Source organism: Nocardia sp. NPDC005978 (assembly GCF_040614455.1).
Taxonomy (GTDB): domain Bacteria; phylum Actinomycetota; class Actinomycetes; order Mycobacteriales; family Mycobacteriaceae; genus Nocardia.
Genome location: NZ_JBEXUS010000009.1, coordinates 38,218 through 61,131 on the forward strand (window position 1 = coordinate 38,218; position 22,914 = coordinate 61,131).

General features: G+C 69.8%; 19 protein-coding genes and 1 pseudogene. 10 read left to right on the forward strand and 10 right to left on the reverse strand.

The features are described from left to right. The 6 genes from ABZ319_RS06010 to ABZ319_RS06035 all read left to right on the forward strand — a co-directional run bounded on the left by ABZ319_RS06010 (window position 1) and on the right by ABZ319_RS06035 (window position 7,727). On the forward strand, window positions 1–912 hold the full coding sequence (locus tag ABZ319_RS06010; RefSeq protein WP_354985206.1) for a hypothetical protein: 912 nt from the start codon (window positions 1–3) through the stop codon (window positions 910–912). Beyond that, entirely contained in the window at window positions 909–2,723 is a 1,815-nt protein-coding gene (locus ABZ319_RS06015) for a fatty acid CoA ligase family protein (protein ID WP_354985207.1), read from the forward strand. Before ABZ319_RS06010 ends, ABZ319_RS06015 begins: the two co-directional genes overlap by 4 nt. Continuing rightward, window positions 2,720–2,992: a hypothetical protein gene (locus ABZ319_RS06020; RefSeq protein WP_354985208.1), complete on the forward strand. Its 273-nt coding sequence runs from the start codon at window positions 2,720–2,722 to the stop codon at window positions 2,990–2,992. The genes ABZ319_RS06015 and ABZ319_RS06020 overlap by 4 nt, the downstream gene beginning before the upstream one ends. Next, on the forward strand, window positions 2,989–4,041 hold the full coding sequence (locus tag ABZ319_RS06025; protein ID WP_354985209.1) for an NAD-dependent epimerase/dehydratase family protein: 1,053 nt from the start codon (window positions 2,989–2,991) through the stop codon (window positions 4,039–4,041). The genes ABZ319_RS06020 and ABZ319_RS06025 overlap by 4 nt, the downstream gene beginning before the upstream one ends. A gap of 34 nt (window positions 4,042–4,075) precedes the next feature. Continuing rightward, window positions 4,076–5,308 (forward strand): peptide synthetase, encoded by a 1,233-nt coding sequence (locus ABZ319_RS06030; protein ID WP_354985210.1) that lies wholly within the window; start codon window positions 4,076–4,078, stop codon window positions 5,306–5,308. A gap of 283 nt (window positions 5,309–5,591) precedes the next feature. Then, window positions 5,592–7,727, forward strand: a complete 2,136-nt coding sequence (locus tag ABZ319_RS06035) for an MMPL family transporter (protein WP_354985211.1) — start codon at window positions 5,592–5,594, stop codon at window positions 7,725–7,727. Window positions 7,728–8,160: 433 nt separating this feature from the next. Here ABZ319_RS06035 and rsmI read toward each other — a convergent pair whose 3' ends face one another. Then, entirely contained in the window at window positions 8,161–9,015 is an 855-nt protein-coding gene (rsmI, locus tag ABZ319_RS06040; protein ID WP_354985212.1) for a 16S rRNA (cytidine(1402)-2'-O)-methyltransferase, read from the reverse strand. Window positions 9,016–9,384: 369 nt separating this feature from the next. Here rsmI and ABZ319_RS06045 point away from each other — a divergent pair, with 369 nt between their 5' ends. After that, window positions 9,385–10,989: a phospholipid carrier-dependent glycosyltransferase gene (locus ABZ319_RS06045; protein ID WP_354985213.1), complete on the forward strand. Its 1,605-nt coding sequence runs from the start codon at window positions 9,385–9,387 to the stop codon at window positions 10,987–10,989. Here ABZ319_RS06045 and ABZ319_RS06050 read toward each other — a convergent pair. Both ABZ319_RS06050 and arcA read right to left on the reverse strand, forming a co-directional pair. Continuing rightward, window positions 10,986–11,354: a GntR family transcriptional regulator gene (locus ABZ319_RS06050; protein ID WP_354985214.1), complete on the reverse strand. Its 369-nt coding sequence runs from the start codon at window positions 11,352–11,354 to the stop codon at window positions 10,986–10,988. The two genes, ABZ319_RS06045 and ABZ319_RS06050, sit on opposite strands and share 4 nt — an antisense overlap. A 6-nt stretch (window positions 11,355–11,360) precedes the next feature. Next, window positions 11,361–12,587: an arginine deiminase gene (arcA, locus tag ABZ319_RS06055; protein WP_354985215.1), complete on the reverse strand. Its 1,227-nt coding sequence runs from the start codon at window positions 12,585–12,587 to the stop codon at window positions 11,361–11,363. A 75-nt stretch (window positions 12,588–12,662) separates the two neighbouring features. On the opposite strand from arcA, the gene soxR reads away from it, so the two are divergent. Further along, window positions 12,663–13,193, forward strand: a complete 531-nt coding sequence (gene soxR / locus ABZ319_RS06060; protein WP_354985216.1) for a redox-sensitive transcriptional activator SoxR — start codon at window positions 12,663–12,665, stop codon at window positions 13,191–13,193. Here soxR and ABZ319_RS06065 read toward each other — a convergent pair. From ABZ319_RS06065 to ABZ319_RS06095, 7 genes are all read right to left on the reverse strand, one after another. Beyond that, window positions 13,168–14,019 carry an SDR family oxidoreductase gene (locus ABZ319_RS06065; protein WP_354985217.1) on the reverse strand — a complete coding sequence of 284 codons (852 nt, stop codon included), beginning with the start codon at window positions 14,017–14,019 and terminating at the stop codon, window positions 13,168–13,170. The two genes, soxR and ABZ319_RS06065, sit on opposite strands and share 26 nt — an antisense overlap. Before the next feature lie 105 nt (window positions 14,020–14,124). After that, window positions 14,125–15,990 carry a sensor domain-containing phosphodiesterase gene (locus ABZ319_RS06070; RefSeq protein ID WP_354985218.1) on the reverse strand — a complete coding sequence of 622 codons (1,866 nt, stop codon included), beginning with the start codon at window positions 15,988–15,990 and terminating at the stop codon, window positions 14,125–14,127. A 16-nt stretch (window positions 15,991–16,006) separates the two neighbouring features. Continuing rightward, complete coding sequence (locus tag ABZ319_RS06075; protein ID WP_354985219.1) at window positions 16,007–18,169, reverse strand: Rv1355c family protein; 2,163 nt, start codon at window positions 18,167–18,169, stop codon at window positions 16,007–16,009. A 2-nt stretch (window positions 18,170–18,171) separates the two neighbouring features. After that, complete coding sequence (locus ABZ319_RS06080; RefSeq protein WP_354985220.1) at window positions 18,172–18,927, reverse strand: hypothetical protein; 756 nt, start codon at window positions 18,925–18,927, stop codon at window positions 18,172–18,174. A gap of 253 nt (window positions 18,928–19,180) precedes the next feature. Then, window positions 19,181–19,615: an effector binding domain-containing protein gene (locus tag ABZ319_RS06085; protein WP_354985221.1), complete on the reverse strand. Its 435-nt coding sequence runs from the start codon at window positions 19,613–19,615 to the stop codon at window positions 19,181–19,183. Then, the gene (locus tag ABZ319_RS06090) at window positions 19,612–20,055 is read right to left on the reverse strand and encodes a GyrI-like domain-containing protein (protein ID WP_354985222.1); all 444 of its coding nucleotides are present in this window, start codon (window positions 20,053–20,055) and stop codon (window positions 19,612–19,614) included. The genes ABZ319_RS06085 and ABZ319_RS06090 overlap by 4 nt, the downstream gene beginning before the upstream one ends. Before the next feature lie 99 nt (window positions 20,056–20,154). Next, complete coding sequence (locus tag ABZ319_RS06095; protein WP_354985223.1) at window positions 20,155–20,817, reverse strand: trimeric intracellular cation channel family protein; 663 nt, start codon at window positions 20,815–20,817, stop codon at window positions 20,155–20,157. Window positions 20,818–20,930: 113 nt separating this feature from the next. On the opposite strand from ABZ319_RS06095, the pseudogene ABZ319_RS06100 reads away from it, so the two are divergent. After that, window positions 20,931–21,658, forward strand: a pseudogene (locus tag ABZ319_RS06100) (uracil-DNA glycosylase). 110 nt (window positions 21,659–21,768) lie between these two features. After that, on the forward strand, window positions 21,769–22,413 hold the full coding sequence (locus ABZ319_RS06105) for a TetR/AcrR family transcriptional regulator (protein WP_354985224.1): 645 nt from the start codon (window positions 21,769–21,771) through the stop codon (window positions 22,411–22,413). The last annotated feature ends 501 nt before the right edge of the window (window positions 22,414–22,914 follow it).

Genomic DNA, 22,914 nt, shown 5'->3' on the forward strand with positions numbered 1-22,914 from the left:
ATGGGCGTGCGCATCAAATCCACCGGAACCAGCCGGGCCGGAGACACTTTCAGCATCGTGGAGCTCAGCGGGCAGGCCGCGCGCCAGTCCATGGAGCGGGCCGGGGTACGCCCCGATCAGGTCGGCGTGCTCATCAACGCCGGCATCTTCCGGGACTCCAATACCGTGGAACCCGCTGTGTCCGCGCTGATTCAGAAGGCCGCCGGAATCGGGCTCGACTACGAGAAGAACGATCCGCGTTCGTTCTCCTTCGATCTCATGAACGCCGGCGTCGGATCGCTCAATGCGGTGCAGGTGGCCCAGTCGATCCTGGAAACCGGCAGCGCCGAGCACGTTCTCGTGGTCTCGGGGGACACCCATCCCTCGGCCAAGCGGGGCGCGGCGGACGCCGAATTCCCCTATGCCACCACCGGTGCCGCATTGTTGCTGGAGCGCACGGACGAACCCGAGGGGTTCGGCCGGGTGCACACCGTCTCGGGCGCGGGCACACCCGTCATCGAGTCCTACGTGGATGTGGCCACGATGGGTACCCGGGGCCGCGACCTCATGACCGTGGTGCGCGAACCCGACGCCGAGGACCGCCTGCTGACCGTGGCCGCCGACGCGGCGCGGCTGGCGCTCTCGGACGGCGAGCCGGATCAGGCCCGCACCGCGCTCATCGCCTCCACCCCGACCGCCGGTTTCGGCGAGCGGCTGGCGGCCGAGCTGGGCATCGCCCCCAACGCGGTGCTGCTCCCGGATCTGTCGCAGGGCGACCCGCACACCGCGGCCCTGACCCTCGCGTACGACCTGGCGGCACAGCAGGATTCGCTCGGCGCGTTCACCCACGTGCTGTTCGTCGCCGCCGGCGCGGGCCCCTCGGCCGCGGCGGTGCTCTACCGACTGCCGGCCGTCGTCGGAGCCGCGGCGTGACGACCGCTACCTACTGGCAGGCCATCGACCGCTTCCGCGCGGTCGCGGCCGCGGAGCCCGACCGGGAAGTCGTGATCTTCCCGGCGGGCACGGCGGCCTCCGGACTTCCGGAGTACCGCCACCTGACCTATCGCGAACTGGACGAGTGGTCCGACTCCATCGCGGCGCACCTCGTCGCCGCCGGGGTGGGCCGGGGCACTCGCACCATCGTGCTGGTCCTGCCGAGCCCCGAGCTGTACGCGATCATGTTCGGGCTCTTGAAGATCGGCGCGGTTCCGGTCGTCATCGATCCGGGCATGGGACTGCGCAAGATGCTCAACTGCCTGCGCGCGGCCGACGCCGAGGCGTTCATCGGGATTCCGCAGGCGCATGCCGCGCGCGTGCTGTTCCGCAAGTACTTCCGCGGGATTCGCGTCCCGATCACGGTGGGGCCGCGCTGGTTCTGGGGTGGGGAGACCCTGCAGAGCTGGGGCGGACCCGCGGCCGTGGCGGCGGGGGCCGCCCCGGCGGCCGAGTCCGGCCGCGGCGGCGCAGCCCGGGCACGTGTTCGGTCCCTGCGCGCCAGGGTGGTCGGCGCGCGCGCCGAATGGGAGCGCGGCTCGGCCTCGCTGCCCACCGCCTACACCGCGGTCCAGCGCACCCCCGCGCCCGCGGACGAGCTGCTGCTCATCGCCTTCACCACCGGCAGCACCGGACCGGCCAAGGCCGTGGAGATGACGCACGGGAACCTCTCGGCCATGGTCGATCAGGTCGACGCCGCCCGCGAGCGCGTCGCCCCCGGCACCTCGCTCATCACCCTGCCCCTGGTCGGCATCCTGGACATGCTGCTGGGCTCGAGATGCGTACTGCCGCCGCTGATTCCGAGCCAGGTCGGCTCCACCGACCCGGCGCACGTGGTGGACGCGATCAACCGGTTCGGGGTGCGGACCATGTTCGCCTCCCCCGCCGTGCTCATTCCGCTGCTGCGGCATCTGGAATCGGCCGGGGTGAAGATCCCCACGCTGCACAGCATCTACTCCGGCGGCGCACCCGTCCCGGACTGGTGCATCGCCGGCCTGCGCGAGGTGCTCGAGCCCGATGCCCAGGTGCACGCGGGCTACGGTTCGACCGAGGCCCTGCCCATGTCGACCATCGAATCCCGGGAACTGCTCGGCGGTCTGGTGGAACGCGCCCATCGCGGCGAGGGCACCTGCATCGGGCGTCCCGCGGAGAACGTGCGCGCCCGGCTGGTCGCCATCACCGATGATCCGCTGCCGGACTGGTCCGACGCGCAGGCCCGCGCGGACGAACTGATCGCGACCCGCGGCATCGGCGAACTCGTGGTCGCGGGCCCGAACGTGAGCACCCGCTACTACTGGCCGCGCGAAGCCAATCGCGCGGGCAAGATCCGCGAGGACGGCGTGGTCTGGCACCGCACCGGTGATCTCGCGTGGATCGACGACGAGGGCCGGATCTGGTTCTGCGGGCGCAAGAGTCAGCGCGTGCACACCGCCGGCGGCCCCATGTTCAGCGTGCAGGTCGAACAGGTCTTCAACACCCTGCCCGGGGTGGCCAGGACCGCGCTGGTCGGCGTCGGCCCGCGCGGCGACCAGCAGCCCGTGCTGTGCGTGGAGGTCGAGGCCGGCGCGAACCCGCTGAGCCTGACCGCCGAACTGCGCGATCGCGCAGCCGAATTCGAGGTCACCGCACCCGTGCGGCACTTCCTTTTCCATCCGAAGTTCCCCGTGGACATCCGTCACAATGCCAAGATCGGCCGCGAGCAGCTGGCCGTCTGGGCAACCGAGCAGCTCGGAGAGGACAGGGCACGATGAAGGTGACCGTACTGCGGGCGATTCCGATCCTGGGCTGGCTGTATCTGGCCGCCGGGGTGCTGGCCGCCCTCACCGGCAGCGCGCCGGCCAACCGGTTCCTGCGGGCGATCTTCTGGATCGACGCCTTCCTCAGCATCGTGGTGCACGCGGCCCAGATTCCGGCGGCCCTGCGCGCGAGCGCGGGCACCGGCCGCTCCCCGGTCCAGACCGCGGTACTGACCCAGATCTTCGGGCTCACCTGGTGGAAGACGCAGGAGGCCGCCCGATGAGCACCAAGAAGGCACTGGTCACCGGCGCGTCCGGCTTCCTGGGCGGCGCCATCGTGCGCCGTCTGCTCGCCGAGGGCGACTACCGGGTCGCGATCCTGGCGCGGCCCACCAGCAACCTGCGCGATCTGGACGCTGTCATCGATCGGGTGGAGATCGTCACCGGCGATCTCACCGATCCGGCATCGCTGGATCGCGCCACCCGCGGCGTGGACGCGGTCTTCCACAGCGCGGCCCGCGTCGACGAGCGCGGTACCCGCGCCCAGTTCGTGGCCGAGAACCTCACGGCCACCGAGCAATTGCTGGCCGCCGCGCGCCGCAACGGCGCCGGCCGTTTCGTGTTCATCTCCAGCCCCAGCGCGCTCATGGATCGCGACGGCGGCGACCAGGTGAACATCGACGAGTCGGTGCCCTACCCGCACCGGTATCTGAACCTGTACTCCGAGACCAAGGCCGCCGCCGAACGGGCGGTACTGGCCGCCGACGCACCGGGTTTCACCACCTGCGCGCTGCGGCCCCGGGCCATCTGGGGCGCGGGCGACCGGTCCGGGCCGATCGTGCGGCTGCTGAGCCGGGCGGCAACCGGCTCGCTGCCGGATCTGTCGTACGGCAAGCAGGTACTGGCCTCGCTGTGCCACGTCGACAACATCGCCGACGCCGCGGTCAAGGCGGCGAGCTCGGAAAAGGTCGGCGGCAAGGCGTATTTCATCGCCGATGCCGAGCAGACCGACGTGTGGGGCTTCCTGGGCGAGGTCGCCGAGGGCCTGGGGTACGAACGACCCAGCCGGCAGCCCAACCCCAAGGTGCTGAACGCCGCGGTCGCCGTCATCGACACCGTCTGGCGGATTCCCTACGTCGCCACCCGCTGGTCGCCGCCGCTGTCCCGCTACGTGGTGGCGCTCATGACCCGCACCGCCACCTACGACACCGGCGCCGCCGCAGCGGATTTCGAGTACCGGGCGGTCATCGACCGTGCGACCGGGCTCGCCGAATTCCTGGCCTGGCTCGAAACCCAGGGCGGCGTTACCGAATTGACCAAGGACCTACGGTAAGCACGCCGGCGGTCCGCGCGCAGCAGAGGCAGTTATGAGCACCTTCCGCCGGCCCATCTCTCCCACCGAACTCATCTATTTCCCCATGCGGGACCTCGCGCCGCCGTTCCTGATGCAGTTGGCCATCGAGGGCGAGGGCAGCCTCGACGCCGAACGGCTGCGGCGCGCGGTCGCCATCGCGTCCGCGGCCAATCCCGGTGCGCGACTGGTGCGTGACGGCTCGTACTGGGTGGACAGCGGGGTCGCGCCGACCGTGCGCGAGGTGCACCACGCGCTGCAGTTCCCGGCGCTCGAGGCGGATCCCGTGCTCACCAGTCCGATCGGGCCGACGCCGGAGTCCACCACCGAGGTGCTGCTGCTGACCGCCGATCCGGTGACCATCGTGTTCCGCGTGTTCCACGGGGTCATGGACGGCATGGGCATGGTCATGTGGGCCACCGACATCCTGCGCGTGCTGCGCGGGCAGGAGCCCGTCGGCGCGGCCGATCCCGTGGCCGACGCCGAACTCGTCGCGAAGGTGGGCGCTCCGGGGAAGCCCGCGCTCATGGTGCCGCGCTTCGGATCCGCCCTCGGGCGCGGGCGTCAGGACGCGGGCGAGCACCGGCACCTGTTGCGGCACCGGACCATTCACGCCGCGGGTCCGGGTGCTCTCATGCGGGTCGCGGCCATTCTCGCGGACGAAGGCGGACCGCTCTCGCGCATCATGATTCCGGTCGATCTGCGGCGGCACGATCCGGCGTTGCGGTCCACCGGCAATCTGGCGCTGCCGCTGTTCCTGGACGCGCGGCCCGGCACGGACTGGAAGCAGCTCAACGCCGAGAAGCGCGCGGGCCTCGCCGAGGGCCGCGAACTCAACCAGATGGACAACACCGGGCTGACCAAGCTCCCGCCCGCGGCGGGCCGGGCACTGGCCCGCTCGCTCAACTGGGTGGGCGCGCGGCTGGGCCGGAACCTGGCCTCGGCCACCGTCTCCCACATGGGCCGCTACGACCTCGAAGCCCTGGCGGTGCCGGGTTTCGCACCCACCTCGGTCCGGGTGCTGCCCCAGCACAGCGTGGCGATGCCGATTCTCATGGGACTGACCGAGGGCGGCGGCCGCACCGAGCTGACGGTCTCGGTGCGCAGCGGGCGCGGTATCCCGGATCGGCTGGACGCACTGCTGGACCGGATCGTGCGCACCCTGGAAAGCGAACTGACACCCGCGGATTCGGCATCGCCCCGGACGGCGGGCCCGGCGGCCGACGCGGCGGGTACCACCGGGCGATGATCGGAATCCGCCGGGCGCTGCGAGCGGCCGCGGGCGGGGTACTCCGGGCCGCCGGGTCCCCACCCGCGACAGCGGCGCGCACATCGGCGGGATTTTCCACACGGGAGCAACCGATCCCAACCGGGGATCCGGCATACGTCGCCTGGGAAACCGTTGCCGGGTGCCCGGCGACCCCTGCACCGATCAGCCCGACACGCAGCGGCGGCACCGTGATTCCGGTGCCAGGCGGCAGGCGCACGGGCGGCCACGAATCTCGGCACCACCGAAACGGAGTTGTGAACCGATGAACACCTGGGCGCGGCTGGTTGTTTCGTGGCCGAAGACGGTTCTTGCGGCGGCGATCCTGTTCGCGCTCGCGTGCGGGCTCTTCGCGACCGGCCTGGCGGACAAGGTCAGTGCGGCCGGATTCAGTGATCCGGCAAGCGAATCCAGCGCGGTCGATCGCTGGGTGAAAGAGCAGCTCGGACCGCAGAACCCGGACATCCTCGCCATCTACACCGCGCCGGAGGGGCAGACGCTGGCCGACATCGGCCCGCGCGTGCTCGAGTCGGTGCAGCGCATCGATCCGGCACTGCTGGATCGCCCGGTCGAAACCTACTGGAACAGCACGCGGCAGCAGTACCTGCGCTCGCCCGACGGGCGGCAGGCGGTGGCCGCGGTGTTCGCGGCCGGCGACGACAACCGGCGCATCGCGGTGTATCCCGATATCGCGGAACACCTTCGGGTACCGGGCGTCGAGACGCAGCTGACCGGCTACAGCGCGCTCGCGGACACCATCAGCAACCAGTCGCGCCGCGATCTCGTGATCGCCGAATCCATTTCGATTCCGCTCACCGCCATCGTGCTGGTGCTGGTCTTCGGCGGGGTGGTGGCCGCGCTGCTGCCGGTGCTGGTCGGCACGCTGGCCGTCATCGGCGCGCTCGGCGCGGTCGGGCTCATCGCCCGGTTCACCGAGGTCAGCATCTTCGCCATGAACGTGGTGTCGCTGCTCGGGCTCGGATTGGCCATCGACTACGGGCTTTTCGTGGTCAGTCGCTTCCGTGAGGAACTGGCGGCGGGCCGCACCGTGCCCGAGGCGCTGACCCGCACACTTGCCACCGCCGGGCGCACCGTGCTGTTCTCGGCGTTGCTGCTCATGTGCGCGTTCGCCGGCACCTTCGTCTTCCCGCATGCGGTGCTGCGCTCGCTCGGCTTCGGGGCCATGGCGGCGGTCGCCCTGGCCGCGCTGCTCTCGCTGACCGTGCTGCCCGCCATCCTGGTGCTGCTCGGCCCGCGCGTGGGCAAATGGAGCTGGCGCGCCGACGCTTTCGAGCACGCCGAGGCGCGCGCGCAGCGCTTCTGGGGCCGGGTCGTCACCGCCGTCATGCGCCGTCCCGGCACCGTCGCCATCGCCGTGGGCGCGCTGCTGCTCGTGCTGGCCGCGCCGCTGACCAGCGTGCGCCTGGGCGACATCGACCACACCGCGCTGCCCGCGGGCAACGAAACCCGCGTCGCGGTGGAGGAATTGGCGGCGAACTTCCCCGCCGCGAACAGCGGTGCGACCGTGCTGCTGCGCGAAACCGGCGGCGGGACACCGACTCCCGCGCACATCAGTGTCGCCCTGCGCGAGCTGAGCGCGGTTCCCGGTGTGCGCCAGGCGCTGTCGCTGGGTACCCGCGAGGACGCGGCCATCATCCATACCGCGCTGGCCGCACCCGACCGCTCCCCCGCCGCGCAGGACATCGTGAAATCCATTCGGGAGATTCGCCTCGACGGCGCGGAACTGCAGGTCGGCGGCGAAAGCGCGGTGACCGCGGACAGCGTCACCGCCGTGCTCTCCAAGCTCCCGCTGATGCTGGTGGTCATGGTGAGCGTGACGCTGCTGATGCTGGCGCTGGCCTTCCGCTCGGTGGTGCTGCCGGTCAAGGCGGTGCTCATGGCCTTCCTCAGTCTCGCGGCCACTTTCGGCGTGCTGACCTGGATATTCGATCAGGGCCACCTGGCAGATGCGCTGGGCGTCAGTCCCGGACCACTCTCGGCGGGGATGCTGGTGTTGATCATCGCGGTGGTCTTCGGCCTCTCCACCGACTACGAGGTCTTCCTGCTCTCACGCATGGTGGAGGCGCACGACGCCGGTGCGGACACCGAGGAAGCGGTGCGCGTCGGCACGGTCCAGACGGCCCGCGTGATCACCGCCGCCGCAACACTTCTGGTGCTGATCACCGGCGCGTTCACGATCTCCCCGCTGACCCCCATGCGGTTCCTCGGCCTCGGAATGGTGATCGCCCTGGTCATCGACGCGACGCTGGTCCGCATGCTCCTGGTCCCCGCGCTGGTGAAGCTGATGGGACCGGCCAACTGGTGGACCCCGTTCCGCCCCGGCCCCCGCAGCACGGAGGTGCAGCCGCTCGTGAAAACCGAAGAGTCCAGGGCCGTCTGATCGGCCGCCGCTTCGTCCCGCGCGGCGTCCCCGGCGGATACCGCATCCGGGACAACAAGATTCGCCGCTGGTGGGGCGACCTCTACGAACTGTGCCCGGACGAACTCGTGGCCGAGTTGAACGGCGCGAAACGCCCCGACCGGATCACCGAACTGACCAAACAGGCCCGCGCTCGCAAACGCTGAGCTCGCGCAGCCCGCCCGAACGTCACCGACTCCCCGCCGGCCCAGGCCCGAACCGGCCGGGCGCGAACCCGCTCGCGCCCAACAGGTAACAGAGCCGCTTCCGGCGGCAGGCGACGAGAAGAAGACCGGCAATTGCCGGGGGCAGCGGCGGGGTGTGGGGCAGCGGGCGCTCTCATCGGGCACGATGAATGGCCCGGCGAAGCGGGCCGGGGTGGCTCGCGCCGATCACTCGTGAGCTGGGCGCGTGGCTACTCCGCGGCGCGAGCGGCGAGTACCGCGTCGTACAGCGCCTTGCGGGCGGTGCCCGTGTTCTGGGAAACCTCGGCGCAGGCGTCCTTCAGGCGCAGGCCGGCGGCGGCCAGGGCCTCCACCCGTTCCACCAGGTCGGCCGGATCCATCGAAACCGGTTGTGCGCCTTCGAGTACCACGGTGATCTCACCGCGCGCGCCCTCGACCGCCCAGGCGGCGAGCTCGGCCAGGGTGCCGCGCACGACCTCCTCGTAGGTCTTGGTGAGCTCGCGGCAGACCGCGCCGCGGCGGTCGGGGCCGAGCACCTCCACCGCGTCGGCCAGGCAGTCGGCCAGGCGGTGCGGGGCCTCGAAGAAGGCGCAGGCGCGGGACTCCGTCGCCAGGGTGCGCAGCCACTCCTTGCGCTGGCCGGACTTGCGCGGGGCGAAACCGTCGAAGCAGAAGCGCTCCACCGGCAGCCCGGACAGCGCCAGCGCGGTGGTCACCGCCGACGGGCCGGGCAGGCAGGTGATCGGCAGGTCGCGCTCCACGCAGGCCGCGACCATGCGGTAGCCGGGATCGCTCACCGACGGCATGCCCGCGTCGGTCACCAGCAGCACCGTGCGGCCGGACTCGATCTCCTCGAGCAGCATCGGGATGCGCGCGGTCTCGACATGGTCGTAGAAGCTGACCACCCGCCCGGTGATCTCCACCTCGAGCGCCTTGGCCAGCGACCGGGTCCGGCGGGTGTCCTCGGCGGCGACGATCTCCGCCGACCCCAGCGCGTCCCGCAGCCGCTGCGAGGCGTCACCGATGTCGCCCATGGGCGTAGCGGCGAGCACCAGCCGTCCGGCTCGGATCGGCTCCGCACTCATCGCACTCCCGTTCGTCGTGGTTCCGGCCGCCGCGCGAACGGCGGCGGGCAGCGCCCGCATCCCGGCGCTCGCCCAGCATACGGCGGGCCGCCGCACCGCCCGGGCGGCCGTGCGCCACCGCGGCGATCGACCGTCGGCGTGCGGCGAACCGCCCGGCGCGGGGCAGTTCCCGCATCACCGTGCCCAGCGCGGCGTGCGGGTGGCACGCACCCGGCGAGCGCCAGCCGACTACGAACCCGCCGAACCAGCGGCATCTCCGGCGACCCGAGCCGACGCGAGCCCGGCGGGATGGCGAACCGCCCGTGCGGGCGCGCCGCCGGACTCACCGGGGCGCGACCGGCCGGGCGGTGACCGCATAACATCGGGGGCGTGACCCAGGTGACCGAGGCGCGACCGCCAGCGAGTGAGGCGGGGGTGGCGTTGTCGAGTCCCGCGCCACTACGACCGTCAGCCGAATACGGGCCCACCGACTGGGCACGCGGCTGGGTCGTCACGATCGTGCTGACCACGGTGGCCGCGCTGACCCGCTTCATCATGCTGGGCTACCCCACCGACGCCAAGACCCCGGTCTTCGACGAGAAGCACTACGCCCCGCAGGGCTGGCAGGTCCTGACCGGCGGCGGCACCGAGGACAATCCCGGCTACGGGCTGGTCGTGCACCCGCCGGTGGGCAAGCAGATGATCGCCATCGGCGAGGCCATCTTCGGCTACAACGGCTGGGGCTGGCGCTTCACCGCCGCGATCTGCGGAACCATCCTGGTGCTCTTGGTGATTCGCATAACCCGGCGCATGACCCGCTCCACCCTGATCGGGGCGTTCGCGGGCATCCTGCTCATCGTCGACGGGGTCACCTTCGTCTCCTCCCGCCTGGGCATGCTCGACATCTTCCAGACGCTGTTCGTGGTCGCGGCCTTCGGCTGCCTCATCGTCGACCGCGACGAGATACGCGCGCGCATGGCCCTGGTCGCCGCCGAGGGCCGCCTGGACGACAGCGAGTACGGACCGCGATTCGGCGTGCGCTGGTGGCGATTCGGCGCGGGCGTCCTGCTCGGGCTCGCCTGCGGCACCAAATGGTCCGGCATCTACTTCGTGGTCGCCTTCGCCGCCCTGAGCCTGGCCTTCGACCTGTCCGCGCGCCGCGGGTACCGGGTCCGGCGCCCCTGGGCCGGCACCGCGGTCCGCGATCTCGGACCGGCCTTCTACGCCCTGGCCATCGTGCCGATCGCGGTCTACCTCATGACCTTCTGGGCCTGGTTCGCCAACGAGACCGGCTACGACCGGTACGCGGTCGGGGTGCGCGTCGGCAACGACGGCATGTTCTCCTGGGTGCCCGCCGCCCTGCGCTCGCTGTGGTTCTACGGCGGCGAGGTCCTGACCTTCCACAAGGAGCTCACCAACTCCGCGGGCAACCACCACCCGTGGGAATCCAAGCCGTGGACCTGGCCGATGGGCCTGCGCCCCATGCTCTACTACTACGCCGACACCAACGTGACCGGTTGCGACGCATCGCAATGCGTGAAGGCCGTCATGCTGATCGGCACGCCCGCGCTGTGGTGGCTGGCGCTACCCATGCTCGCCTGGGCGCTGTGGCGCAGCATCGTGCGCCGCGACTGGCGCTACGCGGCCGTCCTGGTCGGCTACGGCGCGGGACTGCTGCCCTGGTTCCTGACCCTGGACCGGCAGATGTACTTCTTCTACGCGCTGCCGCTCGCGCCCTTCCTGGTGATGGGTGTGGCCCTGGCCCTGGGCGACATCCTCGGGCACGCCCCGCCCCGCGGCCGCAGGCTGTCCGGCTCGCCGCACTGGCAGCAGTTCACCCCGCCCAGCGAACGCCAGGGCCTGGGCCTGCTCCTGGTGTGCATCTATCTGGCGCTGGTGATCGCCAACTTCATCTGGCTGTGGCCGATCCTCACCGGCATGCCGATCACCCCGGCGGACTGGCACGACCGGCTCTGGCTGGACAGCTGGCGCTAGCCCCGGCTCTCCCCCAGCGCCGCACGCAGATACCGCACCGCGGCCTCGTCGTCGAGACCGAGGCGGCGGATGACCGCGACGTACTCGGTCGCCGCGCGCCCGGCCACATCGCGGGTCGGGTCACCCGAGGACGCGATGAAAGAGCCCAGCCTGCCCCGGGTTTCGAGCACCCCGTCCTGTTCCAGCTCCCGATAGGCGCGAGCCACCGTGTTGGGGGCCAGCTTCAGATGCGCGGCCAGTGCGCGCACCGTCGGTATCTTGGTTCCCGCCGCCAGCTCCCCGGAACGCACCCGGGCCACGATGCCCTGGCGCAGTTGCTCGTACGGCGGAACCGTCGAATGGTGGTCGACCGGTATGTCGAGCATGTCTTCTCACACCTCGTCACGCGACAGCGGGCAGGACAGGCACCGTGGTCCGCCCCGGCCCGAGCCCAGTTCGGATCCCGGAATGGGCAGCACCTCGATGCCGGCGTCGACCAGGCGCGCATTGGTCATCTCGTTGCGTTCGTAGGCGATCACCACGCCCGGCGCCAGGGCGAGGGTGTTATTGCCGTCGTCCCATTGTTCGCGCTCGGCGGTGACCCCGTCGAGACCGGTGTCGATGACGCGCAGCTTCTCGATCCCCATGGCCTCGGCGGCGGCGGGCAGGAACGGATCCGGGCCGAGCATGGTCACCGTCCCGTCCGCCTCCTTGCGAATGGTGAACGCGCACAGGGAATCCTGCACCGCCGGGTACATGACCACCGCGTCCACGTCGACCATGGTGCAGACGGTGTCCAGATGCATGGTGGCCCGGGTCTGGGCGATCGGCACCACCAGCACGGTGTGGGCCAGATCGTCCTCGAACAGGCTGCGCGCCAGCGCTTCCGCGCCCGCCGGGGTGGTGCGCTCGCCCACCCCCACCGCGACCACGCCCTTGGCCAGCAGCAGCACGTCGCCGCCCTCGATGGGCGCGGTGTGCGATTCGTAGGCCCGGCGCACGCCGAGGAAGCGGGGATGGAAGGCGTAGATGAGATCGGTCAGCGAGGTCTCGCGCGCCCGCGCGGGCAGGGCGAGCGAGGTGATCGCCACCCGCCGCCCGACCCAGAACGAGGAGTCGCGGGTGAACAGCAGGTTGGGCAGCGGATCGATGACGAAGTCGTGCCCGTGGTGCATGCGCCGCACCAGCGAGGCGGTGTTCCCGAACGGCAGCTCGTCGAAGGTCATCCCGGACATCAGGATCTGCGCCAGCTCCGGCGCGGGCACGGTGCGCAGATAGGCGGCCAGCTCGTCGGCCAGGGCGTGGCCGAGCCGGCGCGCGTCCACCGCACCGGAGATGCCCTGGATGCGCGCGGCGCCGCTGACCCCGATGGTCTGGGTCAGCAGATCGGCCAGCAGCAACACCTCCACGCCACGACCGCGCAACACCTCGGCGAAGGTGTCGTGCTCCTGCTGCGCCCGCTCCACCCACGGGATGGCGTCGAAGAGCAGCTGATCGTTGTTGCGCGGGGTCAGACGGCGCAACTCGTCGCCGGGTCGATGCAGGAGCACCGTATGCAGTGCGCCGACCTCCGAGGTCACGGAAAGCGGTCGCGCCGGGGGCGCAGCCTTGATTCCCATGATCTGACGGTAGTTGCCCGGGACAGAGATGGCATGCAATTCGACGCCGGGAAAAACCTCGAGTAACCTTCAGCTATGCAGACCACCCCGTGGCAGGCGAAGGAGTTGACACCGGGCCAGCTGGCACAACGCGCCGGAGTTGCGGTGTCCGCCTTGCATTTCTACGAACGTGAGGGTTTGATCACAGCCCGCCGAACCAGTGGCAACCAGCGCCGCTACCCCCGGGAAACCCTGCGCCGGCTGGCCTTCATCCGCATCTCACAGCGTGTCGGAATTCCGCTCGGCGAAATCCGCGGCGCGCTGGACCGGCTGCCCGACGGCCGCACCCCCACCCGCCGCGACTGGGAGGCGCTGTCCACCGCCTGGCGCACCGATCTCGACGAGCGCATCGAGCAGCTGATTCGCTTGCGCGACAGTCTCACCGGCTGCATCGGCTGCGGCTGCCTGTCCCTGGGCACCTGCAAGATCGTCAACGCGCACGACCACATGGGCGACGACGGCCCGGGCGCGCGTGTGCTGGACGTGCACGTCACCGAGCCGCAGGCCGCCGAGCCGTGCGTCGACACCTCGACCGGCTGCGTCAGCCCCTTGGCAGAAACGTCGTGAACAGGCCGTTGGCCTTGCGCATGGCGAACTCGTAGGGCCAGGCGAACTTGCGCGCCCACCAGTAGCCGAACCGGATGTCGAACTGGGTGTGCACCAGGTAGCGGTTCTTCTCGACCCCGCGCAGAATCGACTTGGCCACGTCCTCCGGCGATTTCGCGTGCCGGCGAAAACGGCTGATCCACGCCTGAATTCGCGGGTCCTCCCGGTCGACGCCGACGATGTCGACGCTGTGTACCAGCGGGGTGTCCACCGCGCCCGGCACCACCAGGTGCACGGAGATGTCGTGCCGCTCCAGATCGAACCGCAGCACGTCCGAGACCCCGCGCAGGCCGAACTTGCTCGCGCTGTAGGCCGCGTGCCAGGGCAGCGCCAGCAGCCCGGCCGCGGAGGACACGTTGACCAGCGACCCGCCCCGCCCGGCCGCGACCATCGGCGGCACGAAATTCTCGATCACGTGGATGGGGCCCATGAGGTTGACGTCCACCATGCGCTTCCAGTGCTTGTGCTCGAGGTTCTCCACGGTCCCCCAGACCGAGACGCCCGCGACGTTCATGACCACGTCCATCGAATCGCCGACCCGCTCGCGCACCTGCCCGGCGAAGGCGGTGACCGCGTCGTAGTCGCTGACGTCCAGGGCCTGCGCGTAATCCACGATGCCGCCCTGCGCGCGGATGAGGGCCACGGTCGAGTCCAGTCCCTCGGCGTTCACGTCCGTGAGCACCAGGCGCGCCCCCCGGCTCGCCGCCGCGGTGGCCGTGGCACGACCGATGCCGCTGGCGGCCCCGGTAATCAGAGTCTTCTTGCCGCTGAAGCTTCGATCACGCACGCCGGTTCCCACATCCCTCGATGGATTGCCCCTGTTATTCCCCGCACGCTACTACGCGGTAGCGCGCTCCCGCGAGCATCGACGCCCAGAGCCCGCCCCCAATTTCTAGGGCGCGCCGGGACGCCCGGCGCCCGGAAGATCCAGGTCCAGCGCGATCCGGCCGGCCGCCAGATGCTCGGCCACCTCATCGGCCGGCATCGGCCGCGCGATCAGGAAGCCCTGTGCCCGATAGCATCCCAGCGCCACCAGGGTCCGGGCGGCGACCGTGGTCTCCACCCCTTCGCCGACCACCCCGAGGCCGAAGGAACCGGCCAGTCCCACAATGGATTTGACGATGGCCAGATCGTCGGCGCTGGCGCCGAGCCGCTGCACGAAACCACGGTCGATCTTGACCGCGTCCACCGGCAGCGCCTTGAGATGCGAGAGCGAGGAATACCCCGTGCCGAAGTCGTCGATGGCGATCTGCACGCCCATGCGCTTGAGCCCGCGCAGGGTGACCTGGGTGCGCGCGAGATCCTGCACCACCACGTGCTCGGTGATCTCCAGGCAGACCGAGCTGCCGTCGATGCCGTAGCGGCGCAGGATGCCCTCCATGGTCTCCACGAAGTCCAGGCTCACCAACTGCACCGGCGACACGTTGATGCGGATGACCACGTTCGAGGCCAGCCCGCGCTTGCGCCACTGCGCGAACTGCTCACACGCCGAGCGAATCACCCAGCGCCCCAGCTCACCCGCGAGGTTGGTGGCCTCCGCGACGCCGACGAACGCGCCCGGCGGGAGCAGTCCGCGGGTGGGATGCTGCCAGCGCACCAGCGCCTCCAGCGCCACGACCCGGCCCGTGCGCAGATCCACTTCCGGCTGATAGTGCAGCAGCAGTGAGCCGTCCGAGACCGCGCCGCGCAGGTTCAGCTCCACATCGTCCTGGAGTTCGAACTGCGCGCGCATGGCGTCGGTGAAGACCGCGACCCCGTTGCCGCCGCTGGACTTGGCCGACAGCAGCGCGTGATCGGCCCGGCGCAGCACGTCGGCGACCGTGGTCTCACCCGGAATACCCACCGCCACACCGACACTCGCGCCGCGGCTGACGGTCTCCCCGCCCACGGTGACCCGGCGCGCGATGAGCTGCTGGATGCGGGTGGCCTCGAGATCGGCGGCGACCGCGTCCATCGGCTTGGCCGGGACGATGACGAATTCGTCGCCGCCCAGGCGCGCGATCATGTCACCGCGATCGAGGTGATCGCGCAGCCGGGTGGCCAGGGTGCGGATGAAATTGTCGCCCGCGGTATGGCCCAGGAAGTCGTTGAGCGCCTTCAGCCGATCCAGATCCAGGAAGAACGCGGCCACCGGCCCGGGACTGCCCGCGCGCAGCCTGTCCTCCATGTGCTCGAGCAGCGCCCGGCGATTGGCCAGCCCGGTCAGATCATCGTGCATGGCTATGTAGCGCAGCCGCTCCTCGGCCACCACGCGCGCCTGCAGCTGCGCGAACAGCGCGGCAATCGCCTTGAGCACATTGAGTTCTCGCGTGCTCCACTCGCGGTCGCCCTCTTTGACGAAGCCGAGCACCCCGGTCGACTCGTCCCGCGAGACCAGCGGCACCGCGGCCATGGACACCTGCGGAATGCCGGAGGACAGGTGGATGGTCTGCTGGTAGTCCGCGTGCTCGGGAATGGGCCGCACGATGAGCGGCTCGGTGGCGTGCTCGAGCCGGGCGAAGACCGAGTCCGCGCTCTCGAAGTAGGTGACGCGCAGCGGATCCGGGTCGATGTTCACGGCGCGTCGCGGCCACTCCGCGATCAGGATGGAGGCACGGCGCTCCCGATCGGTGTGCCGTAGATAGCTGAAGTCGACATCGAAATGAGTGACAAGCCAGGACAGCACCCGCTCACTCGCCGCCACCATCGTGGTGGCGTCGACACCCATCAACTCGGAGGCAACCTGGGTTACCAGTGAGTCGAGCGTCTGCCGAGGCACCTTGTCTCCGATCCCATCAGCGGCTTTCCGCACCCGGTATCGGGAGCCGCCGGCTCCGGGCCGTGACCTCCGCCGCATAGCTCAGGCGAAGTACCAACGCCACGGTCTCGTGCTCGGGCACTCCCAACAGGTCCAGGAAACGGCCTTGAAGTGACGTTAGTGTATCGGCGAACTCCGGGGAAACCGTGCGTAGATCCTCGGTTCGTCGGGCGAACAGGAACACCGGCGACATCGGCTGCACGGTCAGGCCGTGCCGCTGCGCCTCTATCCAGACCCGCTGCAGGGTCTCCCCGGCACGGGCGTAGGCGATCAATTCGGCCGGATCACCGAGGGATGGCGTGGGGAAGGTGACCGCCGCCAGGGCCGAGGCCGAGCGCACCCGATCGAGGGTCGGCTCACCCAGCGCGACACCGCCGTTCCACTCCCGAATTCGATCCATCACATCGGCGCGGCGCGCTATGTCGAGCTTGGCGAACTCGTCCGGGGCGAACTCCATGGTGCGCAGGTCCAGACCCGTGCGCAGGTCGTCGGCCGGCCAGCGTAGCTCGGAGAACATCTCCGCGTGCAGGACCGGGGTGAGGTAGCGGTACTGGTCGGAGGCGGCCAGCAGGATCGCGGCGGTCTCCAGGTCGCCGGGATCGGCGATCCAGCGCAGCCCGCCCTCGGCCTTGGCGGCGGTGGTGGCCAGCTGATGCAGCACGCCCGGGTCGGCGGGCTCGCCCGTGCCCAGGCGCCGGTTGGTCACGCGGGTGAGCAGATCCGGGTAGGCGCGGGCCAGCTCCGGTTCGCTCCAATCGCTGAAGTGCAGGACCGCGGTCAGCGGCGCGCGATCGATGCTGTGCCGGCCGGGGGCGCCGGCCCGCAGTTCCGATTCGCCGAGCAGGCCGCGCGCGGCCGCGGCGGCCCGCGCGTTGTACAGCGCCGCGCCGACCGCGACCGCGCTGCCGCGATAACCGATGTCCATGCCCGAGGACCGGGCGGGATCGAGTTCGATGACGATGGCCGCGGGCTCGCGGCGCAGCTTCCAGGGCTGCACGTTGCCGCCGGAGGGCGCGAGCTGTGCGCAGGCCAGCACGGCGTCCACGTCGGTCTGCGGCACCGCCCGGACGTCCTGTGCGGGCCAGACCAGCTCGGTGACGGGTTCGGGCTCGGCGATGGCGTCGAGGCTGGTGCTCAGGTCGACCCGGGTGCGGCCCGAGGGCAGCGCGCCGCCGAGCCCGAGCCGGCGGACGGCCGCGGCCACGGTCGCGCCGCCGAGTTGCACGTCGCCCGCGAGTTGCGGCCAGCTGTCCAGGGTTTGGTCGATTTCGACCAGGCTGGCGGCGAATCGGTCGGAGAGTCCGAAGGCGTCGAGAATGCGCACCACGTACGGGGCCTTGTCGCGGGTGCTGAGGCCGCGCAGATCCGCCCGGCCGACGCCGCCGAGCAGACCGTGAAAGGGTTCGCGCGTGGGCTCGAGGTCGAAGCGCTCGATATCGAGCAGGCCGCGGTCGCTGGTCTCCATCAGCAGCGGAATCTCATAGCGCCGTGCGGCTTCGCGGACAGCGAGCTTGATATCGAGGGAGTCGCACTCCTCGACCACGATGGTGAGGCCCTCGAAGAAGGCGTCGACGTTCGCGTCGGTCAGACCGTCGGTGAAGACCTCGACCGGCAGGTAGGGATCGATCTCAGCAATCCTGCGCGCGGTGACCACGGCTTTGTTGACGCCGATATCGAAGAGGGAACCGGGAATTCGGTTCAGGTTCGCGAGCTCGATGGTGTCGAAGTCGGCCAGCTTGATTCGGCCGCAGCTACCTTCCATGGCGAGCGTGTGCGCAATGGCGTGTCCGACGCTCTGGCCGACGACTCCAATTGTCTGTTTCACGAGTTCTTGTTGTTCGGCTCGCGTCAGTTTGTTGCGGTTTCGATCCAATCGAACCGTTCGTAGCAATTCCGGCCCGGGTAGTCCGACAACCGAATTGCGCCAGGGGTAGAAAACCCACCGATCCGCTTCCGGTCCTTCCGACAATTCGGGCGGCGCGACCAATTCCGCGAATTCCTTGCCGAGCGAATCCCGTAAATCCGTGAATTCGATTGTGGCGTCGGCCCGCAATTCGGCCAGCCGGCGCGCATCCCGCGCATCGGATTCATCGAAAAACTGCGGTCGATAGGACGCAACCGCGGCATTGTCGGGATTCATATCTAGGCGGTTCCTCCGATACCGGACAGATCGGCCGTCAGTTGGTCACCACCGGCCGAAAGGGCTATGTGTTCCGCATCGATCAGGGCGAGCTGCGACTCGTCAGCTACTGACCGGTAGGACTCCATGTCCCACCACAGTGGAATAGTCCGATAACGCTGGTCGGGGAACGGTACCGCCGGAATCCACCAGTCCGAACGCGCCCCGCTGGTGCGATAACCCGACGCGGCGTGCTCGCCGGCTGTGACGAAGCCGTACCGAGCGTCCAGCAGGTTGGTGACGTGCACAACGCACCGGTCCAGGGCGGCGCCGAGCGAGCGGCGCTGGATGCGGTCCAGGGACCGATCGGCCCACACAGCTTTCACCTCGACGACACCCTGCGGTATCCGATCGGCAACCCGTTTACGCAGTGCGGTTTCCCCGGGATGTCCGGACCAGGCGGAAAGTGCGTTGACCTCGTCCACATGGGTGTAAGGGCCCTGAACTCGCAAGCCCGCGACCACTTCTCCGAAAGCGTCGATTGCCGTGACGAAGAGTGCGCTGGAACGACCATCGGCAGTTTTGTCGTAATCGAGCGCGGCTTCGACTCCGTACCGCCGGTAAGCGCGCAGCGCACCCGCCATGTTCCGGCGCCACAGGCCGGGATGCGCGTGCGGTGTACCTATCCAGAAGGTGCACCCCGACGACGCATCCTGGAATCGCAGCAAGTCCTCATCGCCCAAATCCGACGGGACGACTGCGACTACTTCCACAGCCATACAGTTCCCTACTCCGTTGCTGCGCGGGCCCCCGCGCTACTCCCGAGCCCCCGACCGATACGGTCATGTATCAACCGCACCCGGTACAGGCACCTAGGGAGTATCCGCCAGCCGCAAGAAATTGTCCAGGCGTCCGGCAAATCTCCCGAAACCCGAATGGACATCTAGAAATCACCCCTGGTCAAACCATTGCTATCAGTCATGTAACCCAATGACAAGACCGGTTGGTTCTCAATTGGCTAACAATCAGCAATCAGATCAGGATCGAGATGAAGAGCTCCAACTCGGCGGGGCCGGACCAGATCTCGATCTCCTCGCGGTAGGCACGGGTGATCTCCGCGGACGCCGTCGCGTCGTCTACCTGGGCCCATACGTCTTCGGCGGGGTCGTGGTAGTCGCCGTTGGGCTGGAATCGGGCGTACACGCCCTTGGGCACCCGGATCAGTACATCGCCCGCGGGCGCGTCATCGGGAGTGCGGTACTCGTAGGCGACGACAACGTTGTAATTCCCGGCCGGATCGGGCACGTAGACGGTCGCGAGGGGACGAGGATCACCATCACGATCGCGCAACCGGTCGCGCAGGAATTCGATGAGGTCGCTGTTGCTGACCTTGAACGACGGGCGTACCCGCGGCACCACGAGCCCGCCGTACACGCCACCGGGCCGGACAACGATCGAGTAGGTCACGAGGGCTCCACCGCCAGGTACAGCTCGATCTTGTAGGCGTGCGGGTACGTCTCGAAATCCCCCGTGTGGGTGCGCCGGATGTACTTGTGTTCCTCGGCGAAGGCGATCTGCGTCCACAGATCCGTCATCACCTGCGGGAAACTGCCGACCGAGGAGAAGCGAGCGTAGGTGCCGCGCGGCAGCCTGGCCACGATGTGACCGCGGGTGACCTCGTCGAACGACTCGCACTGGTAGCCGACGATCTGGGTGTTGTAGGTGTTCAGATCGGCCGCGTAGTCGATGTACGCCGAGGCCAGCGGGCCGCCCAGCTCCTGATGCAGGACCGCGGCCCAGGCCACCTCGAGATCGTGATCACGCAGTTCGCCGAGGGCCCGTTTGGGGCTGCGCACCGGCAGTCCGGCGACCCACATCTCGTCGCGTTCGACGATCTCAAACCGCATTGGTAGGAACTCTCTCTGGGTGTGATGCACAGCCCGGCGGCCAACCTTCGCCATGCTATCAACCATGTTCGGGGTACTCGGGAGACACGACCGCCCCGCTCACGCCGCCTCGCGACGGCGATGCGGGCGGGCCAGCGGTGCGCGCCAGTGCCGCCACAATGCCAGCAGGCGCAGGGTCACCGCACCCACTCCCGCCAAACCACCTGTCCAGAACGTGTATTGGCCGTAGTGCAGCAGCAGCGCGGCCGCGACCGAGCCGAGCAGCGCGGGGACCGCGTACAGCTCGCCGTCGCTCAGGACGCTGGGGGTGACCCCGGCGAGCACGTCCCGGATCACACCGCCGCCGACCGCGGTGACCACGCCCAGGGCCGCGGAGGCGGTGGCCGAGAGCCCGGCCTCGTAGGCGGTGACGGTTCCGGTCACGCAGAACAGGCCGAGGCCGACGGCGTCGGTGACGAGCAGGGGCACGCGGATCAGCCGGCGCGGCGGATGCCAGAAGAAGATGACGACCGCGGCCAGCAGTGCGGTGGCGCCGTAACTCAGGTGCACGAAGGCCGAGGGCGGGGTCTTGCCGATGATGAGATCACGCAGGATGCCGCCGCCGGTGGCGGTGCACATGGCCAGGACCAGGATGCCGACCACGTCGAAGTTGCGGCGCACCGCCAGCAGCGCGCCCGACACCCCGAATGCGAACACGCCCAGGAGGTTTCCGATCGACTGGGCCTCGCTGACGGCGTTGCCCAGCTCGCCGATATCCGCCATCCGACCCGCGTCCTTCCCGTCGCAAACCCTCCGCTACCGGCTCACAGTATCCATCTTCGCCACGCCGGAGGGCTGCGGCCCGGTCGGAACGGGGATGTGCTTGAGTCACTCTCGTGTGCCGCACAATTGCCGAGCTGGACGACCGGCTCACGGCGTGTCGTGCCTGCCCGCGTCTGGTCGCGTGGCGGGAGCTGGTGGCGCGGGACAAACGCGCGGCGTTCCGCGACGAGAACTACTGGGGGAAGCCCGTTCCGGGGCTGGGCCGGACGACGCCCGAGTGCTGGTGGTGGGGCTGGCGCCGGCGGCGCACGGCGGCAATCGAACCGGGCGGATGTTCACCGGGGATCGCGCGGGCGACGTGCTGATCGCGGCCATGTACGCGGCGGGGATGAGCAATCAGCCCACCAGCGTCCGGCCCGGGGATGGGCTGCGGCTCATCGACACCAGGGTCACCGCGCCCGTGCACTGCGCGCCACCGGACAACAAGCCCACGCCGGACGAGCGGGACAACTGCCGGCACTGGCTGGTCACCGAACTGGGCCTGCTCGCGCCGACGCTGCGGTCGATCGTCGTGCTGGGCGGCTGGGGCTGGCAGGCGCTGCTGCCCGCGCTGGCCGAATCCGGCTGGGCGGTACCGAAACCCAAGCCGCGCTTCGGGCACGGTGTGCGGTACGAACTGGCCGGGTCGCGGCCGGATCGGGCGCCGGTGCAGCTGTTCGGCTGCTATCACCCGAGCCAGCAGAACACTTTCACCGGGCGGCTCACGCCCGCGATGCTCGAGCAGGTGCTCGGCGCGGCGCGGGACGCGGGCGGCGGTGGGCGTGCGGGTGCTCGGCGCTAGCCGCGCGCGGTTCATCGGCCCGGGCCGCGCGCGGGGTGTCTCGGCCCGGCCTTGACGCGCTGAGCTCCGGCGCGCGTTCGCCGGGCGTGGCGCACCGGTACGATGCGGTCGTGAGCAGGGCCGATAGTGCGCCGGGGGGCGCGGAGACCACAGCGCCGACGAAGCGGCGGCGATCGCAGACCCGTCAGCGCCTGCTGGACGCGGCCTTCGACGCGTTCGCCGACGACGGGCTCGGCCGATGCACGGTCGAGCAGATCTGCGAGCGCGCCGGATTCACCCGGGGCGCGTTCTACTCCAACTTCACCTCCCTCGAGGAGCTGTTCCTGGCCATGTGGGAGCAGCGTTCGGCGGCCATGCTGGACCAGGTGCGCGCGGTGCTGGACGCGGACCTGGCGGTGACCGACCCGCGCGCGGTGATGGAACACGTGCTCGACGCGGTTCCGGTGGACGACAAGTGGTTTCGCATCACCTCCGAGTTCACCGCGCACGCGCTGCGCACCCCGCCGCTGCGCCGGTTGATGGTCGCCCGCGAGGCCGCCATCAGCGCGGCCCTGACGCCGGTGGTCAGCACGCTGCTGGAGCGCGCCGGCCGTCGTGTCACCGATCCGCCCGCCCTGGGCCGCGCCCTGATCGCGGTGCACGACGGCACGCTGGTGCAGTGTCTGCTGGAGCCGGACAGCGCCGAGCTACGCGCCTATCGCCTGGACCTATTCCTGCGCGTTCTGGAGTCGTACACCGAACCCGTCGGGCACTGATCCGCACCGTCTCCCGAACCAGCACATAACCCTCTCGCGCGCCAAGCCCCTGAAATTCGGCTATTTCACTTTCACCTCCGTCGAGATATCCCCGAGCGTCCCGCGCACACTTGCAATCCGCGTGCCCCGCGATGCAGGCTTCACCCCCGCCCCGGAACGGCAGTTCTATACGCCCCGAACGAATTCGACTCCTCACGGACCGGACACCCACATCCCTTCCACTCCCCCCTCGCGGCAATCGATCTCTCCCCCAACCGAACCCACCCCCGTTCCCAGACCGACCAGTTTCCATTCATCCCCAATAGCGCCCGGAATCACCTGGGCCCGAACCATTCCCACCCCGCCATCGGGAAACTCTCCACACTTATCCACAACCTCCATCCCCACCCCCGCGCACTCCCCTCGAAAATACCGACGGCACCCGCCGAATTTCATGCCCTCACCAACTTCGCACCCCCACGCGCGCGTCCCCGGCCCCTCCCCGCCACCACCGAATTCGGA

What these genes read in the sequence shown, in the direction of transcription:
- ABZ319_RS06010 (WP_354985206.1), top strand. Translation starts at nt 1, where the DNA reads ATGGGCGTGCGCATCAAATCCACCGGAACCAGCCGGGCCGGAGACACT.
- ABZ319_RS06090 (WP_354985222.1), bottom strand. Translation starts at nt 20,055, where the DNA reads ATGCGGTTTGAGATCGTCGAACGCGACGAGATGTGGGTCGCCGGACTG.
- rsmI (WP_354985212.1), bottom strand. Translation starts at nt 9,015, where the DNA reads ATGAGTGCGGAGCCGATCCGAGCCGGACGGCTGGTGCTCGCCGCTACG.
- ABZ319_RS06095 (WP_354985223.1), bottom strand. Translation starts at nt 20,817, where the DNA reads ATGGCGGATATCGGCGAGCTGGGCAACGCCGTCAGCGAGGCCCAGTCG.
- ABZ319_RS06020 (WP_354985208.1), top strand. Translation starts at nt 2,720, where the DNA reads ATGAAGGTGACCGTACTGCGGGCGATTCCGATCCTGGGCTGGCTGTAT.
- soxR (WP_354985216.1), top strand. Translation starts at nt 12,663, where the DNA reads ATGCAGACCACCCCGTGGCAGGCGAAGGAGTTGACACCGGGCCAGCTG.
- arcA (WP_354985215.1), bottom strand. Translation starts at nt 12,587, where the DNA reads ATGGGAATCAAGGCTGCGCCCCCGGCGCGACCGCTTTCCGTGACCTCG.
- ABZ319_RS06080 (WP_354985220.1), bottom strand. Translation starts at nt 18,927, where the DNA reads ATGGCTGTGGAAGTAGTCGCAGTCGTCCCGTCGGATTTGGGCGATGAG.
- ABZ319_RS06050 (WP_354985214.1), bottom strand. Translation starts at nt 11,354, where the DNA reads ATGCTCGACATACCGGTCGACCACCATTCGACGGTTCCGCCGTACGAG.
- ABZ319_RS06030 (WP_354985210.1), top strand. Translation starts at nt 4,076, where the DNA reads ATGAGCACCTTCCGCCGGCCCATCTCTCCCACCGAACTCATCTATTTC.
- ABZ319_RS06035 (WP_354985211.1), top strand. Translation starts at nt 5,592, where the DNA reads ATGAACACCTGGGCGCGGCTGGTTGTTTCGTGGCCGAAGACGGTTCTT.
- ABZ319_RS06025 (WP_354985209.1), top strand. Translation starts at nt 2,989, where the DNA reads ATGAGCACCAAGAAGGCACTGGTCACCGGCGCGTCCGGCTTCCTGGGC.
- ABZ319_RS06075 (WP_354985219.1), bottom strand. Translation starts at nt 18,169, where the DNA reads ATGAATCCCGACAATGCCGCGGTTGCGTCCTATCGACCGCAGTTTTTC.